This is a genomic window from Streptomyces sp. NPDC001407 (assembly GCF_042895325.1).
In the GTDB taxonomy this organism is placed as follows: Bacteria; Actinomycetota; Actinomycetes; order Streptomycetales; family Streptomycetaceae; genus Streptomyces.
This window is the reverse complement of the sequence record NZ_JBIAWF010000002.1, coordinates 163558-180659: the sequence shown is the minus strand read 5'-3', so window position 1 is coordinate 180659 and position 17102 is coordinate 163558. Positions and strand designations below refer to the sequence as shown.

General features: G+C 72.5%; 12 protein-coding genes. 4 read left to right on the top strand and 8 right to left on the bottom strand.

Annotation, left to right across the window (positions count from 1 at the left end; all coding sequences use genetic code 11):
* Positions 1-58 precede the first annotated feature (58 nt).
* The 5 genes from ACFY1P_RS04285 to ACFY1P_RS04265 form a co-directional block, all read right to left on the bottom strand.
* Complete coding sequence (locus ACFY1P_RS04285) at positions 59-1339, bottom strand: lanthionine synthetase C family protein (RefSeq protein ID WP_390749640.1); 1281 nt, start codon at positions 1337-1339, stop codon at positions 59-61.
* The gene (locus ACFY1P_RS04280; protein ID WP_390749639.1) at positions 1339-4530 is read right to left on the bottom strand and encodes a lantibiotic dehydratase; all 3192 of its coding nucleotides are present in this window, start codon (positions 4528-4530) and stop codon (positions 1339-1341) included. The genes ACFY1P_RS04285 and ACFY1P_RS04280 overlap by 1 nt, the downstream gene beginning before the upstream one ends.
* Positions 4531-4621: 91 nt before the next feature.
* Positions 4622-4747, bottom strand: coding sequence for a hypothetical protein (locus ACFY1P_RS04275; protein WP_361521011.1), 126 nt, complete (start codon positions 4745-4747; stop codon positions 4622-4624).
* Positions 4748-4943: 196 nt separating this feature from the next.
* Positions 4944-9449, bottom strand: a complete 4506-nt coding sequence (locus ACFY1P_RS04270) for a trypsin-like peptidase domain-containing protein (protein WP_390749638.1) — start codon at positions 9447-9449, stop codon at positions 4944-4946.
* Entirely contained in the window at positions 9449-9832 is a 384-nt protein-coding gene (locus ACFY1P_RS04265) for a CU044_2847 family protein (protein ID WP_390749637.1), read from the bottom strand. Before ACFY1P_RS04265 ends, ACFY1P_RS04270 begins: the two co-directional genes overlap by 1 nt.
* Before the next feature lie 275 nt (positions 9833-10107).
* Between ACFY1P_RS04265 and ACFY1P_RS04260 the strand changes: the two genes are divergently transcribed.
* From ACFY1P_RS04260 to uppS, 4 genes are all read left to right on the top strand, one after another.
* Complete coding sequence (locus ACFY1P_RS04260) at positions 10108-10959, top strand: class I SAM-dependent methyltransferase (RefSeq protein ID WP_361521004.1); 852 nt, start codon at positions 10108-10110, stop codon at positions 10957-10959.
* 212 nt (positions 10960-11171) lie between these two features.
* Positions 11172-11762, top strand: coding sequence for a DUF6230 family protein (locus ACFY1P_RS04255; protein ID WP_390749636.1), 591 nt, complete (start codon positions 11172-11174; stop codon positions 11760-11762).
* Positions 11753-12106: a DUF6114 domain-containing protein gene (locus ACFY1P_RS04250; protein ID WP_361520999.1), complete on the top strand. Its 354-nt coding sequence runs from the start codon at positions 11753-11755 to the stop codon at positions 12104-12106. The genes ACFY1P_RS04255 and ACFY1P_RS04250 overlap by 10 nt, the downstream gene beginning before the upstream one ends.
* A gap of 16 nt (positions 12107-12122) precedes the next feature.
* Positions 12123-13892, top strand: a complete 1770-nt coding sequence (gene uppS, locus ACFY1P_RS04245; RefSeq protein ID WP_390749635.1) for a polyprenyl diphosphate synthase — start codon at positions 12123-12125, stop codon at positions 13890-13892.
* A 31-nt stretch (positions 13893-13923) separates the two neighbouring features.
* On the opposite strand, the gene ACFY1P_RS04240 is transcribed toward uppS, so the two are convergent.
* The 3 genes from ACFY1P_RS04240 to ACFY1P_RS04230 all read right to left on the bottom strand — a co-directional run bounded on the left by ACFY1P_RS04240 (position 13924) and on the right by ACFY1P_RS04230 (position 17093).
* Positions 13924-14631 carry a hypothetical protein gene (locus ACFY1P_RS04240; protein WP_390749634.1) on the bottom strand — a complete coding sequence of 236 codons (708 nt, stop codon included), beginning with the start codon at positions 14629-14631 and terminating at the stop codon, positions 13924-13926.
* Positions 14632-14688: 57 nt separating this feature from the next.
* Positions 14689-15459 carry a maleylpyruvate isomerase N-terminal domain-containing protein gene (locus tag ACFY1P_RS04235; RefSeq protein WP_361520992.1) on the bottom strand — a complete coding sequence of 257 codons (771 nt, stop codon included), beginning with the start codon at positions 15457-15459 and terminating at the stop codon, positions 14689-14691.
* Between the two features lie 143 nt (positions 15460-15602).
* Positions 15603-17093, bottom strand: a complete 1491-nt coding sequence (locus ACFY1P_RS04230) for a CoA transferase (RefSeq protein WP_390749633.1) — start codon at positions 17091-17093, stop codon at positions 15603-15605.
* Positions 17094-17102 lie beyond the last annotated feature (9 nt).

The window sequence follows — 17102 nt, the reverse complement described above, 5'->3', positions numbered from 1 at the left end:
CTCTGTCGGATACAGCGGATCGTTGGGTACGTGGGCGATGGGGCGAGCCCCGGCCCGCTCAGGCCAGCAGGAGCGCGCGATCCCAGTGCGTGGCGGGCGCGGAGTCCGTGGCGAAGGTGTGCAGGGCGAGCGCGGCACCGGCCGCGCCGGTGAGGAAGCCGCCCGGGTGCTCCTCGGGCGGGCGTTCACCCGGGGCGGCGGTGAAGCCGAAGGGCTCGTCCTCGTCGACGAGGTCCAGCAGCCGGGTGGCCAGGAGCGGGAGGTGCTCCGCGAGTTCCGTATCGCCGCTGTCGTGGGCCATGCGCCAGGTGATCTGGAGCAGCCCGGCCACTCCGTGGCAGAGGCCCGCCTCGGCCGCGGGTTCCGCTTCCTCCGTTCCGGCGCGGGCCAGCGCGGCACGCAGCGCGCCGACGGCGGCCTCCTGCCAGCGGGGGACATCCAGGGCGAGGCCCGCCAGGTGGAGTGCGCGGGCGATGCCTGGGGTGCCGTAGCACCAGGAGGGCCGTCCGGGCCGTTCCGGTGCCGGGTCCAGGGTCAGCTGGCCGGGCCACCAGGGGCCCGTGGCGTCCGTACGCCGCTGCGCGAGGAGCCAGTCGGCGAAGGCGGTGATCGCGGCCCGCTGTCCCGGCACACGCACCCCCTGCCGCCAGGCGAGGGCCAGCAGGGCGAGGGGGCCGGGGACGCCGTGGGCCATGCCCAGGTTGGCATGCCCCCGCGCCGGGGGCACCGGCCGGTACGCGCCCGCGTCGAGCGCGACCCACCAGCCGGGCAGCGGCCGGCCGTCCGCGCGCACCGGCCGGGCGAGCGCCGACAGCGCCCGCACCAGCCGTGTGACGGCGGCTTCGGCCGGGACGCCGAGTTCCAGCAGGTGGGCGCCGAGCCCGGCCTGCCCGCTGATCACGTCGTACGCGGTGAAGGTGGTGCACCCGAGGCGTTCGCCGAGGCGTCGTTCCTCGCGCTGGGCCCGGGTGCCCGCCATCGCGGCCACCTGGCCCCCTAGACGGGCGCGGGCCGTGCTCGACGCGCGCGGGTCCTCCGCCGTCCGGTGCGCGGCGAACGACAGCGCGGCCAGCGGCCCGTACAACCCCTGCGGCCCGGGGGCCGTCGCCTGCGCGGCGAGCGCGGCGCCACGCCGGAGCCACTCGTGAGCAAGGGACCGGTGCGCCGGATCGGTGTGCGCGAGCTCGGCATGGAGCAGCGCGATGCCCGGCGCGCCGTCGCTGAGGCTCGCGGCGCGGAAGGCGGACGCCTCCCGGGCCGGGTGGGCCGCGGGGGCGGTGAGCCGCCGTGCGACGGTCGCGACGACGCCGGCGGCCCGCTCGCGCAGAGCGCTTCCCATCACCGGGCCGCCCGCACGCGGCCCTGGCGGCTGCGCAGCGCCACGGCGGCCAGGGCGAAGGAGCGCTCCTCGGCGGGGCGGTCGATGCCGGTGAGCCGGTTGTGATGCATGTGCAGGAGGGAATCCAACGGGACCGTGCCGGCGCCGAGTTCCCGCAGGAGCGTTCCGTACGCGGCCAGGGCGGGGGCGCGGCGTTCCCAGCAGGCGAGCAGCGCCGGGCCGCCGGGCAGGGAACGCAGCCGCTGCCAGTCGCCGAGCGGGTCGATCAGCTCCCGTGCCTGGTCCTTGGCGGCGCGTGAGGGCTCGGCGGCCCCCGCGACCACGGGTCGGTCGAGCAGGTGCTGGACGCCCTCGGCGGTGCCGGCGACCCGGCAGGCCATGTCGACGTGGCCGAGTGCGGTCAGCACGGTTCTGTCCAGGTCGAGTTCACGCCGGTCGAGCAGGGCGGTCTGTTCCAGGCAGGCGATGCTGTCGGCGTGGAAGGCGCGTTCGGCGGCGGCCGCCGCGGCCGGCCCTCCGTAGCGTTCGAGTTCGGGCTCGAAGGTGTCGAGCACCAGCCTGCCCCCGAGCCCCTCGGCGGCGAGCCGGTCGGACCAGGAGCTCAGCCGGGGGAGCAGGGATCCGGTGAGGACGGCGGGATCGCCGTGGAAGCGCAGCCTCAGATGGGGGTCCGGGTCGCGGTAGCGGAGGTAGAACCAACGGTCGGCCTCGCCGTCCAGCCCTTCCAACAGGTGCGGCAGCCGCTGGGCGAGGATCTCGTCCTGGCGCTCGGCGGAGCAGTACACCTTGGCGTACAGCCACTGCGAGCCCGGGAGATGGGCCACGCGGGCGCGCCGAGGCTCGGGGACGGGCACAGGCCGGACCGAGCCGGGCGGCACGGGCGAGCCGTCGGACGTCGGGGCCGACCGGATCAGCGGGAAGGCGATCTCGTTGACCCGGCCGGGCCGACCGGAGCTTTCGGCCAGCCAGCCGAAGCCGGGGCCGCAGTTCGCCGACAGCTCCTGGAGGACGCCGCCCGGGCGGCGCAGCCACTCGTCCCGCAGCAGCGCGCGGTGGAAGGGGCGCCGCAGGTCGAGGGCGATGCGGTTGTCGCCGCTGACGCTCTCCACCCGGTCGGGCACCCGCCAGCGCGACCGCCAGGCGTCGAAGAGCCGCTCCCAGTCGCCGGGCGCGGTGGCCCGGTCCTGGAGCGCCGGGTCGGTCGGCCGCCAGCGGGCCAGGGCGAGTACGGTGCGCCCGCGCCGGACCCTGGGCAGATACGGCAGGGTGTCGGCGGCCCCCCAGCGCCAGCGCGGCCAGGCGGGCAGGCCGTTCTCGGTCACCTCGTGCAGGAAGCGGGCCGCGTTCGGCGCGTGCCACGCCGTCGCGAGCATGCTGGGGACCACCGGTACGACCTCCTTGCCGAGCCGGGGCGCGACCACGGCGAGCCGGTGCACATCGGCGACGACGGCCAGGTCTGACACACCGAGGTCCGTTCCGTCGGTGCGGTCGGCGAACGCGCCGAGCGTGATGGTGTGTTCCAGGCGGCGCGGCACCAACGCCACGTTGGTGGTCGCACCGCGCGGCGGCGGGAACCTCAGCTGCGCGGCGACGGCACCCGGCGTCACGGGCACCTCCCGCACCAGCTTGGTGACATGGTCGTCCACAGGGCCCAGCACGAACCCGAATCGCCCCGCGTGCGCTCCGGCCGTACGGGCCCCACCGGTGACGACCAGCCGGAAGTCACCGCCGGCCAGCGCCTCGGGGGTGTCGGCGAGCAGCTGCGCCAGGATCTCGAAGGACGGCGGCGGCATCGGCGCGTCCCCGCCTTCGGCGGCGAGCCGATCCAGCAGCGCGTCGTCCAGAACGACCTCCCGCTCGCCGTTGAGGGTCGCCTCCTGGGCGAGCTCGGTCAGGAGGCGGTCCTGTTCCCGCCCGCGGAGGTCCGCCGGCTCGGTGCGCGGGGTCCGCGCGGTGGCGGGAAGCCGGTACCCGGCCGGGCCGCCGAGGCCGGTGTCCGGGTCGAGGACCTCCTTCAGCGGTACGGCGCGCCCGGCTCCGTACCGCTCCAGGAAGTCCAGGTGGTACTGGCGCAGACGGTCCGGCCCCGGCCGGGCCGCGGTCAGCCGCCACAGGGCCTCGGCGGCCCGCTCCGCCTCGGCGCGCACGGCGGCGGGCAGCCGTACCTCCACGTCGAGCCCCAGATCGGCCTGGAGGAGGTGGTCCGAAGCGTGCAGGGCGGCCATCCGGCTGCTCGCGGCACCCCGTGCCTCAATACCGAGACCCAGGGGGGCTTCCGCGTATGCGGCCAACTCCTTATGGATCACCGACAGTTCATCGGCGATGCGCGCCACCTGTGCGGGCAGAGGATCGGTCGTGGTGTCCGGCGGCAGCCGGTCCAGCACGTGGCCGAGCGGATCCGGTCCGTCGAGCGGAGGGCGCAGCTCCGTCAGCAGCACCTCCGACCCGATGAGGTCGACCAGGAGCCGTTCCACGGTGCCGGACGGCACCCCGGGGTACGCGGCGAGGAGTTCGGCGACCAGCTCCCCGAACCGTACGGGCAGGGCGGCGCGCCGCGTGACGCGCAGCACCACCTCACCGGCCCGCACCGACACCTCCTGGGCGGCCGGGCGCGTGCCCGCCCCGGGGGCCGGAAGGTAGGGGACGACCAGCCGGCCGCCCCGTACGAAGCACAGGTCGTTGGCGGTCACGCGCAGCGGCCGCAGCACGGCCGGCTCCCGCTCCAGCCGCGCCACCACCTCGGTCAGCCAGCCCATGTCGGGCCGTACCGCCTTGCGGTGGTGCTCGCCCCAGCTCACCTCGGCCGCCGCGGGATCTTCGGCGAAGCCGATCGCGGCGACCCCCGCCATGGTGCCGAAGGGTGTGGCCCGGCCGGACATCCGCAGCCGGTAGCGCGCCAAGGCCCTTGCAGCGCGGCGTAGTTGCTTGGCACGGACCGGTTCTCCGGCGAGCACCGTGTCGAGGGTCCGGCTCAGGGAGGGGCTCGCCAGCGAGACCGCCTCCCGCAGTCGGCCGTCGGCCGCGGCGGCGCGGAGGTGGGCCCGCAGCTCCGCCTCGCCGTCGCCGGGCTCGTCGGGGGCGCCGGACGGCTCGGGCGGCCGGATCGCCGCGCGGAACAACAGGGTGTCCGCGCAGCGGAAGGTCGACGGGCCGGGGGTGTCGTCGCCCGGGTGGGGTGCGGGTGCCGCCACGGGGAGCCTCCAGAGAAGTGCGGGGGAACAAGTGAGGCGGCCCGTGGGACCCGGGCCGCCTCGACCTGGCGGTGCTGAGCAGGACCTACCGTCAGATGGTGGTCTTGCAGTTGAACGGCCAGGAGCCGGTGGCGGCCTGGGCGTCGGCCTGCTCCTCCTCGACGGGGGCGGCGATCTCGATGATGTCCAGCTCGAACAGCTCGTCGAAGTTCGTCATGACGACTCCTTGCATCCGATGCGCCACCGTCTCCGGCAGCGGCCTCCGGGCTTTTCCCGGCGGCGTGCAAGAACCGTACAAAGACGCGAATGACGTGGGGTTGACGTGTGATCGACGTGGAACCGACGGGGCCGGGGATGGTGCGAAGGGGGGGCGGTGTGCGGTGTTGTCTGCCAGGGGCGTACGGGCCGACGCGTCAGCGCCGCAGGCCTGCCGCTACTTCCTGGCCGGGATCGGGCTTGCCCGCGTACGGAGCCGGCCGGCCGTCGTCATGGCACGGTTTCCGGTGCGGCGTGCCTGGTGCGTACTTCTTCCATTGCTCGGCAGTGACAGAACTCCCTGTGTACGAACAGATCAGGTCGGCGACCTCGGAAGGGCTGGTGTCGAAAGAGAAGACCGAGGATCCGCTCGCCATGGCGAGCGCATGGTTCCGGGGGAACCCGACCGCGTAGACGGAATTTCGGGTGGGAGGCGTGACGGTCGCGGTGAGCGTCGGCGCTGCGGCGTTGCCGATGTCCCACAGCTGGACGTCGCCGCGCTGTGCCGAGGTGGGGTCCCAGATGGCCATGTGCTGGTTGTCCGGGCTGATGGCGATGCCGTGGGTGTCCTGGAGTGTGCGTACGGTGGCGGGGGTGCCCGGGTGAGCCGGGTCGCTGATGTCCCACAGGACGACGGTGTTGTTGCCGGTGCCGGTGGCGACCAGGCGGCGGCCGTCGTTGCTCATGTTCAGCTGTCCGCCGTAGAGCCCTTGCAGGGTGACCGACGAGCGCACTTTGCCGGCGGTGACGTCGAACAGGCGAAGGGTCTTGCCGCCGCTGGGATGGTCTCGCTTGGTGGTCGCGACAGTCACCACGTTGTGGGCCCAGGCCAGGTCGCCGGTATTCGCTCCGGGGAGCCGTGTGCTCTCGCCGCGGACCGGATGCGCTGGGTCGCTGATGTCCCACCAGTCGATTCCGGCTGCTGTCACGACCATGGCCGTGTCACCGCCTTCGAGGATGACGCCGAGGCCGGCCTTCCGGTCGGGGAGAGGGACCGAGCCGCTCTCGGTGGCCTTGCCGCAAGCGGCGATGTGCCACAGATGCATCTTGCGGTCGGCGCCCTGGAGCGAGACCAAGTCGCCGGAAGCGGTCGCGCCGACGCCTGTATCGGCGATGGACTCGCCACCGAAAATTGGAGGGCCGGGGACGAATTCGGCGGTGCCCAGGGAGGCCGCCTGTGCAGGGTGACGGGGATCGCGCAGGTTCCACAGCTGCACCGCTCCGTCGTGCGCGACGCTCAGCAGGACCGCTGGGCTGAGGAACTCGACCTGCTGTACCAAGTCGGGCAAGGTCACCGTGGCCACGCGGACGGGCCCGCCGGATGCGGAGAGATCCCAGATGCCGAGAGGTGAGGGGGACGGGCTCTTGTAGGGGCCGCTGGTGTCGTGTTCGACCGTCGCCGCCATCAGGTGCCCGTCAGGGCTGAACGCCCATTTGCCGGAGGAGCTCGTCACACTCACGGCGTGGGCCTCCGGCACAGGTAGGTTCCACGACCGCACGACTCCGTCGGAGCCGCCGCTCAGCAGGGCGCCGCTGTGCGCGTACGCGAGGGCCAGAGTGGTATAGCCGGTCTTGGTGCAGCTGGGCATTGTCGTGTCATTCGGGCTGGTGCGGGGCATGGCCAGCAGACAGAACTCGCTGTTGGTGTCGCCCGAGTGCACGCCGCCCATCGCGAGCCGGCGACTGTCCGGGCTGAAGGCCACGGCCATCAAGTCAAGGTCTGCTGCCGCGCTGCTGGATACCTTGAATTCCTCGGGTTTGGCGGGAGCCTTGACGCCCCAGAGCCCGATGGCCAGATCCCCGACGGCTGCGAGCAGGCTGCCGTCGGGGCTGAAGGCCACGGCGGAGTACCCGGTGTCCATCGTGGCCGCCTTCGTCGGCGCGGAAGGGTTGGAGAGGTTCCACAACTGCGTCTTGCCGCCCAGGATGGTGGTGGCGAGCACATTGCCATGCGGAGAGAACGCGGCTGCGGCGAGGGCGCCCGAGCTCCGCTGTGTGGGGTTGTGGAGCTCGGCCACGAGACGTGGGTGTGTGGGTTGCTCTATCGACCACACCGCTGCGAAGCCCTGTTCCGACGCGGCGGCCAGCAGGGTTCCGTCCGCGTTGACGGCCATCGAAGTGACCTGGTCGAGCTCATTCCTCTGAGCGGGCAGAGGCAACCGCGCCGCGACGACGGGGTGCCGGGGAGCCGTCAGATCCCATAGGCAGTAGCCCGGGTCCGGACAGCCGCCGGCCAATAGCTTCCTGTTGTGCGGCGCGAAGGCGATCCCTGTCGGGCGCGTGTGGAGCGTGGCCTTCGACGCCGGGGCAGTCCGGTCGGCGAGGTCCCAGATCCGCAACGCCCCGTCGACGCCGACGGCCGCGGCCAGGGGCCCGTCCGGCTCCGTCGCCACCCGCAGGACTCCCTTGCCGGTGACGCCCACGACGCTGTCCAGCGGCATGCGCGCCGCGGCGTAGAGCTCGGTGGCGGTCTCCTGGGTCGGGGCCGACCGGTATGCGGCGACCGCGAGTTGGGCCGCGAGACCGGGGTCGGTGGCCCTGGCCGCCTCCGCGTCGGCGGCCAGCCGCGACGACTGGACGACCGCCGTCTTATGAGCGGCGTCCTCGCCACGTTGCACCGCGAGCACACTGAAAGCGGTGGCCAGCAGCGCGAGGACGCAGATGACGGCGAGGACCCCACGCCGGCGCCGGGTCCGGCGGCTCCGGTGGGCACGTCCCCGCTGCACGTAGTCGCGTTCGGCATCGCTGAGGTCGGCGGCACGCTCGCGCAGCCAGTCCCGGGCGGCGTCCAGGGCCATGGCGGTCGGCAGCAGGTCCGGGGCGCGCTTGCCGTGCTCCCAGCGGTCCATGTCGTGGCGCAGGGACTCCCGCCACACCAGGAACGAGCGGTCCTTGTCGGCCCACTCCCGCAGTCTGGCCCACCCGGTGATCAGGGCCTCGTGGGCGAGTTCCACGGTTTCGCGGCCTTCCGGGCTGAGGTCGGTGACCAGCAGCCGGGTGCGGGCGAGCTCCTGCGCGATCCGCCACTGGTCCGTGTCCAGCTCGGGGCGTGGCACGGTACGGCGGGTGGCGGCCGCCGACCCCATCGGCACCCGAATGAGCTGGGTGAACAGCCGTCGTGCCGTCGCCTCGTCCTCCGGGAGGACGTATTCCTTCCATGCCTCGTCGGCGTAGGCTCCCAGGGCGCCGGAGACGCCGCCGAGCTCCTCGTAGGCCTGGTGCGTCAGCAGGCCGCCGGTCTGGTGCTGCCAGAGCAGGTCGAGGGTGAAGCCGAGCAGTGCCAGGGCGCCCGGCTCGCTGCTGGTGTCGGCCAGGATGCGGTCGACCAGGTGGGGTTCGTAGTGCACGCCGGGGATGACGTCGACCGGGGCGGTGACGATCTCCCGCAGTTGCCCGGCGTTCATCGGCCCGAGTGCGTAGATCTGACGGCCGCACAGGGGCCCGAGGCCCGGATGGGCGAGCGCTGCCTCGAGGAAGTCGGCCCGCAGCGTGGTGAGCACCCGGACGCCGCTCGGCAGGGAGTCGTGGAACAGAACGCCGGCCAGCTCGTCGATGGCTGTCGGGGCGAGTGCGAGCAGTTCCTCGAACTGGTCGACCACGATGAGCAGTTGACGGGTGGCATGCCGGTGCGGCAGCCGGGGTACGACGTCGGCCAGCCCTTGCCGGTGCAGCAGACCGGCCAGGTCGGGAGTGCGCTCCAGCTGCTGCGTCGCGGTCAGTTCGGGTTCCAGCAGGGGCAGCAGCGCGGCGGCCAGGGCGGACAGCGGGCTGCGGCCGGACGCCGGGCGCACGACGACGGCGCAGGTGCCGGCCGCTCGCAGCCGCGGTACGACGCCGGCCAGGGCCAGCGACGACTTGCCAGACCCGGAGGGGCCGACGAGGGTGGTCCAGCGCTCGCGGGCGAGCATGCCGACGAGCTCGTCGGTCTCGGCGCGCCGGCCGTGGAAGACCTCTTCGTCCGCTTCCTGGAACGGCATCAGGCTGCGGAACGGCGAGGGGAGCAGGGTCAGTTCACGCAGCGGTGACCAGGCTTTCAGCAGGCCGTCGGTGGGGACCAGGTAGCCCGCCGGGGGGTCTCCGGCCTCGGCCACCGTCACCATGCCGATCACGCCGACGAGCTTCTCGTCCCATACGGGGCCGCCGCTGAAGCCCCGGGAGATCCGGTAGCCGTGCGCGGCCAGGTCGGCCTGCACCCACCCGTTGGACTGACGGGCCCGCAGTACGCCGGAATGCCACACTCCGCCGGGGCGGCCGGCTGGGAAGCCGAAGGCCCGCACCGGATGTCCCCACACATCCTGGGCCTCGACCAGCCGGACAGGCTGGGAATCCGGCAGTGGAGTGCTCAGCCGCAGCACGGCCACATCTCCTGTGCCCGACGGCTGTGCGGCAACCCAGTGCTCCACATGTGCCTCGGCTCTGTGCCCGCCCCGCTCGGCGCCGGACAGCAGCGGAAGATCCACCACGAGGCGTGCGGAGGCGTCCGGCGGGGTGCTTTCGGGCAGGCCAAGTGCGGCGGAGACCACGTGCGCGCAGGTCAGCGCGCGGTCCGCGGTGACCAGGAAGCCCAGGCCCACAGCGATGCCCCATGCGTCGCAGATCCGCAGCACGGCCGCGTCCAGGGCTTTGGGCCCGGTCCGCTCGACTGCCCCCGGAGGTAACGGCATCAGAGCGCACCGGCCGAGGGCGAACCGGAGGTGTTGGGATCCGGGTCGGCGGTGGGCGGTCGTTGCCAGGTGAGGGAGACCTTGAAGTTGGCCGCGGCCGCCGTGCTGGAGATGACCACGTCGGCCTCGGCGGACAATGACACCCCGAACTCGACAGCGATCTCGTCCGGCGCGTGGGCCATACTGCGGAAACCCTCGACGAAATGCTCCGCCACCGGCCGGATCCCCGCCAGCATGTCGCCCAGTGACCGGGTGGCACGTGCCACGATCCGACCCGGCCTGGCAACCTGGACCAGGCCCTCCCCGACCTCCACGATCTCGACTCTCACCACGTCCGGTAAACCGTCCGCCGCAGCGACCGGCAATTCCACCAGATAAGCCATAGTTCCCCCGCTACAACATGAACTCCCGGTATCACTCGGGGTGTTCACCTTGAAATTGTCCCCCATGAGCCTCTCAGGCAGGGCCCTTTACCCGGGAGATGAGAACTGGCCGAGAATCGAGCTGTCGGTGGGTGTGGCAGGCGATGTCGAAGTCCCGTGCGGCCCCGCGCCCCTTAAGGGGCGCGGGGCTCCTTCGATATGCCGCTCCGCCGCGTGGGCGCGACCGGCCCCCACCGGCCGGACCGCACTGCCAGCGGAGCGTCTAGGCTGGCGTGATGACTGATGAGCAGGGGTGGGTGCAGCCGTCGGGAGTGTGGGCCACGGCGGTGGGGGTGGCCAGGGTGCGGGCGCTGGAGACCGAGCGGGAGAACCCGCTGTTCCGCGACCCGCTGGCACAGGCCTTCGCCGCCGCCGGCGGCCTGTGGCCCTCCTCGCTGCCGCTGCCCGATGACGAGGCCGCGCGCCGCCGCCGGCTGGCCGTGTCGTTCTCCATCGTCATCAGGACGAAGTTCCTCGACGACCTGTTGAGGCAGGCCTCCGCGTCCGGCGTCCGGCAGGTCGTGCTGCTCGGCGCCGGCATGGACAGCCGGGCCTTCCGGATGGACTGGCCCGAGGGCACCCGGCTGTTCGAGGTCGACACCGCCGCGCCCCTGGATTTCAAGGCTTCGGTGCTGCGCCGGGAGCGGGCCGTCGCGCGCTGCGAGCGGATCGCCGTCGCGGTGGATCTGAGTGAGGACTGGCCGGGCGCGCTGGCCGCCGCGGGACACGACCCGGCGGTGCCGACCGTGTGGATCGCCGAAGGACTGCTGATCTACCTGCCCGAGGACGCCGTGGAGCTGCTGCTGACCCGGATCGGCGCGCAGTCGGCGCCCGGCAGCCGGATGGGGCTGACGTTGGGCTCGCGCGGTGTGATCGAGCGTTTCGGCGCGGGGGCCGTGCCGGGATCGGCGGCGTCCATGTGGGTCTCGGAGATGCCCGACGACCCGGTGGGCTGGCTGGCCGGGCACGGCTGGGAGGCCGACTGCCACACCCTGCGCGAACGCGCCGCCGCCTACGGCCGCCCGATCGGCACCCCGCCGCAGGGCGAGGAGCGGCCCGGCGGACTGATCTCGGCGGTCCGCCGGTAGAGCGCGCCACGCGTGCTCGTACGCCGTCGGCTTGCGCTCGGTGTGCCGCTTCACGCACGGGACGTCCTCTGCGTCGACCCACGCGGCCGGGTGCTCGACCACGGCCCACCGCACGTCGAGCGGGCCGTCCGGGAGGCCGGCAAGGCGCATTCGCGTGCACGCCGCAGAGATCCAGCCCCGTGTCCTCGGCTGGTCCCGGCCGTTGTTGAGGCGTGGCTTATGATCCAACAGTCCTACGGGAGAGCCGTGTTCACCGTCGGCACAGCCGGAAGCGGTTCTGGTCGCTGCTCGCCCCCGCCGTCCTCGTAGCCGGCGCGGTGCTTGGTGCCGAGGCGTCCGGAGCGGTCGCCGCCTCCGTGGCCGCTTCAGGGGAGGCGTTCAAGGCGTCGGGGGACCGGCTCAGCGGTTCCGGGTTCACCGCGCTGCCCGGCGTGAACACCGATCCCAGGAGCGGCACGCGGCGCCCCGTGGTCGTTGTCACCGCCCAGCGGGCGGAAGTGACCAACCTGTGCGTCAGCGTGCTGGTGAAGTCCCCGCTGGGCCCGGTGACCGTACGGGTGGCCGCCGGGCAGGACGAGCCGGTCAAGGCCACGGGCCTGGTCGTCGACAGCGATCAGTTGCACGCCGACATCAACTTCACCGACGTGCTGGCCCAGGCGTCGGACACCGCCGGATTCCTCGCCCGCACGGGTCAACTGACCGTGAAGAACCCCCGGTTCACCGGCTGGCGCGGCACTGCCGGATCGTTCCACCTCGACGGCCTCGGCCTGCGCCTGGTACCCGGGCGGCACGAATGCTTCTGACGCGAGTACGGGCCTGGTGCCACCGCCGGCCGTTCGTCGCCGCGCTGCTTGTCACCGCCGGGGGTGCGGAGATGATGTTCCTGCCCTTCCTGGGCGCGCCCGCCGCTGTCCTGCGCCCCGGCGTGGCCGACGCCGCCGGGCTGGGCGTGAGCCTGCCACTCCTCCTCGCCGGGATCATTCTCTTACGCCTGCCGCAGCTGCACGCGATCGCCGGACCGGCCGCCGTGGCCCTGGCCGTGCTCGCCCTGATCACCTGCGATCTCGGCGGGCTGCTGCTGGGAACCACGCTCGCCATGGTCGGCGGTTGCCTCGCCTTCGCCTGGAACCCGCCCGCGACCGTTTGAAATCGGTGATCCCTCCATGTCCGCGATCCGCGACCACGCTGCCATCGACGACCCCGCACTGCGCGCCGCCTACGCCACCTGCCGCCGTCTGACGAAGACGAACGACCCGGACATCTACGCCGCCGTCCTGCTGATGCCGCCCCCGCTGCGCCCCGCGTGCTGGGCGATGTGGGGCGCGGTGAGAGTGAGCGACGACCTCGCCGACACTGTGGACGGCACGCCGCACGACCTCACCGCTCGCGTACGAGCCTGGGCCCGCGAACTTGCCGCCGAGCTTCCGGCCGGCACCAGCACCGACCCCGTACGCTGGGCCTTCATCGATGCCATGCACCGCTGGGGCCTGGACCCTGAGGAGATGGCCAGTTACCTGGCCGTGGTGTCCGCCGATCCGCACGGGCGTCACTTCTCCGACTGGCGGGAATGGAGTGCGTGGGGCCAGGACAACATCTTCCCCTGGGCCGGCCTGTCCCTGACGTTGCTGGAACGGGTCGGCGTGCCGGTGCCCGTGCGGCTCGAGCAGCGGGCCGACTACGGGCGACTCGCCGACGGCTTCCGCCTCACCGATGTCCTGACCGACCTCGCCGCCGACCTCGCCCGCGGCGAACTCCTCCTGCCCGATGAGGTGCTGGGCCGCTTCCCCGATGCCGCGCCGGCCCTGCGCGAACGTCGCTGGACACAGGACACCGCCGCGCTGATCACCCACCTGTCCGCGTTGGCGCGCCAATGGCTGCATCAGCCATATCTCACACGCGGGATGCATCCCGCGCCCGCCGCACTCCTGCGCGGGGTGACCGAAGGGCTCATCGCGCAGCTCGACGCGATCGACGCCGCGGGTCCCGCGCTGCTGCGGCGGATGCCGCGTCCGCCTGTCCGGGTGCGCTGGCGCGTGCTCGCCCGGGCCCGCACACGGGCGGCACTTGCCTGGCACTTGACCCCGCTCACCGTGCCTCCGGCCCGCCCGGCTACTCCCTCCCTCACCCCCGCCACCGACTGTCCCGTACTGCCACCGCGCCCGCACCCCAGCGGCGCCAAGCCGCCCCGCATCCCACCCGAGCGGATGCCCCGCCACGTCGCCGTGATCATGGACGGCAACCGGCGCTGGGCCGCCGCGCACGGGCTCCCGGCCACCGAAGGACATCGGCGTGGATTCGCCATGATCCGGGAGATGGTCCACGGAGCCCTGGAGATCGGCCTGCGCAACCTCACGCTCTACGCCTTCTCCACCGAGAACTGGAAACGCGACGCCGACGAGATCGACTATCTCTTCGGGAGTCTCCGCGACGAGCTGCGCGCCGACGAACGTGGTCAGTACGGGGTGCGCTTGCGCTGGTCCGGGCGGCCGGAGGGACTGCCTGCCGACCTCGTCGACAACCTCACCCGCGAGGAGGCCAGGACGCGCCACCACACCAAGCTCACCCTCACGATGTGCATCAACTACGGCGGGCGAGCCGAGATCGTGGACACCGCGGCCGCCCTCGCCCGCGCGGCCGTGGCCGGCGACCTCGACCCCGGCCGCATCGGCGAGGACGACTTCGCCCGGCACCTGCCCCTGCCGGGCATGCCGGACGTCGACCTGCTCTGGCGCACCAGCGGCGAACACCGCACGTCCAACTTCCTTCCCTGGCAGGCGACGTACGCGGAACTCCACTTCACCGCCGCGCACTGGCCCGACACCGACCGCCTCGATCTGTGGCAGGCCATCAGCGAATACACGCGGCGGGAACGGCGGCACGGGGGTGCCAAGGTGGATCGGCCGAGCGTCAAGGCCCTTGAACAAAGCTTGTGACGTCTGACGGTCTGAACACCCCTCGCACGGTTCAGTCGAAGGCCGCCAGGAGCACCAACGCCGCGCAGGCCACGACGTAGGCGGCGAGGCCGTACCACGCCCCGCGGTGGCTGACCCGTTCCGCCTGGGTGACGCTGCCGCCCTGGGAGGTCCAGCGCCAGGCGAGGACCGTACCCGCCACGGCGAGCAGGAGGAAGACGAGTGTGACGATGTGGAGCCAGTCGATGAGGGTCAGTCCGGTGGTGCTGGTGACCACGTTGTTGGCCTGCTGAAGGTTGAGGACGACGACGAACAGCCCGCCGCCCAGGACCCCGAGCCTGTTGTGGATGCCCTCCAGTCGCGCGGTCGTCTCCAGTTCCTCGTGGCGGGAGGAGACGAGAAAGGTGGCGACGGCGATGAGTACCGCGAGGTAGAGCGGAATGGTCAGTTTCCAGAAGACCGTGGGGGCGGAGCGCTCCAGGCCGATCCGGATGTGTATCTGGTCGTAGGTACTGCCGTTCCTGAGCGTGCGGTCGCCGTAGGTGGTGGTGTAGTGCTTGGTCGCGCTGACCAGCCGGAATCCGGTCAGCCGCCAGCCCTGGAGCCGCACGTCCGGATTGGCCTGCGCATCGGCGTTGTCGACGGTGAACCGGAAGTGACCGGTGTCCTGGGGCGAGGGACGCCTCCGTGCCGCGAGTGCGTGGTCATACGGGCCTGTGTTCCCCTCCTGGAGGGGGTGGGAACGGTCGCGTGGACGCATGACCGCTGCGGGGAGTGCGACGTCCGCGCCGTCGCGCGGGGAAGGCGGGTGCCCGGCTCAGTATCCGCTGAGGAGCGTCCGCACCGCGCGCAGGGCTTCCGGGCCCGCGTCGCTCCGCCAGCGTGAGGGGTTCGCGGGGCGCCGCCCCCACAGGAGAAGGGCGCGCACGGCGGCGTCGCTCTCGATGGTCGCCGGGCCCTCGGGAGAGGCGAAGCCGATGCTGGTGCCGTTCGCGTCGGCCGTGATCAGAACGTCATCGGTGCCGGGTACACGCAGGCGTCCCTCGACGCGGCTGTCGCCACCGAGGTCCAGGGCGGCGGAGCCCCGGCGCAGGAGCGGGAGGCCGACTTCCTTCACACTGTGCTCGGTCATCCACGGCTCGGTGAGCGCGCGCACCGCCGTGCTGTCGTCCCCAGTCAGGTCCCAGCGGTGCAGGATCAGCTCTTCCCGCATGTGTTCGGCGAAGAAGTCCGGCCGCACCACACGCCCTGTCCACATGATCTCGGTGTCCGGTGGCAGATCGCGTTCCGCGGCCTCGGTGACCTCGACGAGGTGCTCGCAGCGGGCGATGAACGCCGACCACAGCTCGGAGTCGGACAGGGCCCGGTACGGGTTCTCGCGGTCGAATCCCCGGGTCTCGACCGGGGCGCCGGCCATGTGGGCGGCGAGCACCCGGGCCAGTTCCTCCGCGTTCCCGGTCTGGTGGACGAGGACGTCCCGTACGGTCCACGCCTCGCACCAGGTGCCGGCCTGCGGCTTTCGCGCCCGCACAGCGCGCATGAAGGCATCGGCTTCCGGAAGAACGTCATTGACGCGGGCCGCGACCATGTGTGCGGGGTATCCAGGGGGACAGGCACGCAAACGCCCACCAAGGTTTATCCCTCGCTCAGCGGCCCCGCCGGAGTTCGCCGCCGGACGTATGCACGTGAGGGCGGGCCCGGCCGGAGGAAGGCCAGGCCCGCGGGGGCGTTTCAGTGGCCGGGCGTGAGCCATTCGGGGCGGCCCGAGCCACGGGGTGCGAGGACGGTGCGGAAGGCGCCCGGCGTCCGTGACATGACGACCTGGTCGGTGACGCCCTGATAGCGGCCGCACGGGGTGTCCGCGGTGAAGGTGTCGGGATCGAGGTAGGCGTGCCGTTCACCGGTGCCGGCGAGTTCGCGGGCGTAGTCCTTGTCGAGGATGCCGAGGCTGAGGATCCACAGTGCGACGCGGGTCAGCGAGACGTGCACGCGGTAGCTGCCGCCCTCGGTGGCACGCCGCATCAGGGCGGCGATGATGCCGGTGGTGGCCAGCCAGGGCACCAGGTAGTCGTTGACGACCTTGATCGGGGGCAGTGCCGGGTTGTCGTCGGTGCCTTCGAGGTTCATCATCCCGCTGACGCACCCGGCGGTCTGGTCGAAGCCGACGCGGTTGGCCCACGGGCCGTGCTGCCCGTGCAGACTGACGGTGGTGTGGATGATGCCGGGCCGGATCGCGGCCGCTTCCTGCGCGGTCAGCCCCATGCGCTCCAGGTAGCCGGCGCGGTGGTTGGCGTAGAAGACGTCGGAGCCGCGCAGCAGTTCACGCAGGACCGCCGCGGCGTGCGGGTCGCGGGCGTGGTCGAGGGTGGCCGAACGCACGCCGACCTGGGCGGTGTAGTAGAGGATGTCGTTCTCGAACTGGCCGGGCCGCCAGATGTTGAGCGCGTCGGCGCCGTGCTGGGCCATGGTGCGGCCGATGGCGGCACCGGCGATGACGTGGCCGAGACCCAGGGCGCGTACGCCGTCCAGGGGCTGGGTGGCGCCGGGCGGCAGTGGCTCGGGGTCGCTGTCGGCGATCTTCTCGATCTCTATCAGCGGCATGCCGGCCAGGACGTCGCGGTACTGGCGGGTGTCGAGGAACTCCCGGGTGCCGCGCAGCATCGGCATGACGACGCCGGCGTCGGCCCCGGCCCGTTCCAGCTCGGCGCCGTCCCAGCGGGCGATGGCGCCTGCGACGGCGAGGGCGTCGTCGGGGGTGCCGAGCAGCTTCAGAGTCCGGGACTTCAGTGCCGGGTAGACGTTCAGCGGCATCACCCAGCGGCCGTCGCCCGCGCGGTAGAAGGAGAGGGAGAAGGGGTCGTCGGGGGCGACGATCGGATAGCCGTTGAGCTTCTCCCACTTGGCGTCGTAGAAGGGGCACAGCCGGTGCGGGGCCTTGCGCAGGTCCATGCTGATGTCCTGGCCGGGGCCGCCGCGGTGCTGCCACAGCTTGGCCAGCGCGACGGACTTGGCGGTGAGGCCGAGTGCGGGGGCGGCGGCCAGCCGCAGGGTGGAGGGGACGACGGGGTCGGCGCCGGTGAAGGAGACCGTGCCGCCGGCGTCCTGCTCGCTCATGCCGACGCCGCCGAGGACGTCGTTCAGTGCGGCGTGGATGTCGAAGTCGTCGCCGGCCTCGTCGGTGACCGGCTTGTCGAGCGCGGCCTTGATCTTGTCGGTGAGCATCGTGCTGCC

Coding starts and splice junctions, on each gene's coding strand:
- ACFY1P_RS04260 (WP_361521004.1), top strand. CDS start 10,108: ATGACTGATGAGCAGGGGTGGGTGCAGCCGTCGGGAGTGTGGGCCACG.
- ACFY1P_RS04270 (WP_390749638.1), bottom strand. CDS start 9,449: ATGCCGTTACCTCCGGGGGCAGTCGAGCGGACCGGGCCCAAAGCCCTG.
- ACFY1P_RS04275 (WP_361521011.1), bottom strand. CDS start 4,747: ATGACGAACTTCGACGAGCTGTTCGAGCTGGACATCATCGAGATCGCC.
- ACFY1P_RS04235 (WP_361520992.1), bottom strand. CDS start 15,459: ATGGTCGCGGCCCGCGTCAATGACGTTCTTCCGGAAGCCGATGCCTTC.
- uppS (WP_390749635.1), top strand. CDS start 12,123: ATGTCCGCGATCCGCGACCACGCTGCCATCGACGACCCCGCACTGCGC.
- ACFY1P_RS04250 (WP_361520999.1), top strand. CDS start 11,753: ATGCTTCTGACGCGAGTACGGGCCTGGTGCCACCGCCGGCCGTTCGTC.
- ACFY1P_RS04230 (WP_390749633.1), bottom strand. CDS start 17,093: ATGCTCACCGACAAGATCAAGGCCGCGCTCGACAAGCCGGTCACCGAC.
- ACFY1P_RS04285 (WP_390749640.1), bottom strand. CDS start 1,339: ATGGGAAGCGCTCTGCGCGAGCGGGCCGCCGGCGTCGTCGCGACCGTC.
- ACFY1P_RS04265 (WP_390749637.1), bottom strand. CDS start 9,832: ATGGCTTATCTGGTGGAATTGCCGGTCGCTGCGGCGGACGGTTTACCG.
- ACFY1P_RS04240 (WP_390749634.1), bottom strand. CDS start 14,631: ATGCGTCCACGCGACCGTTCCCACCCCCTCCAGGAGGGGAACACAGGC.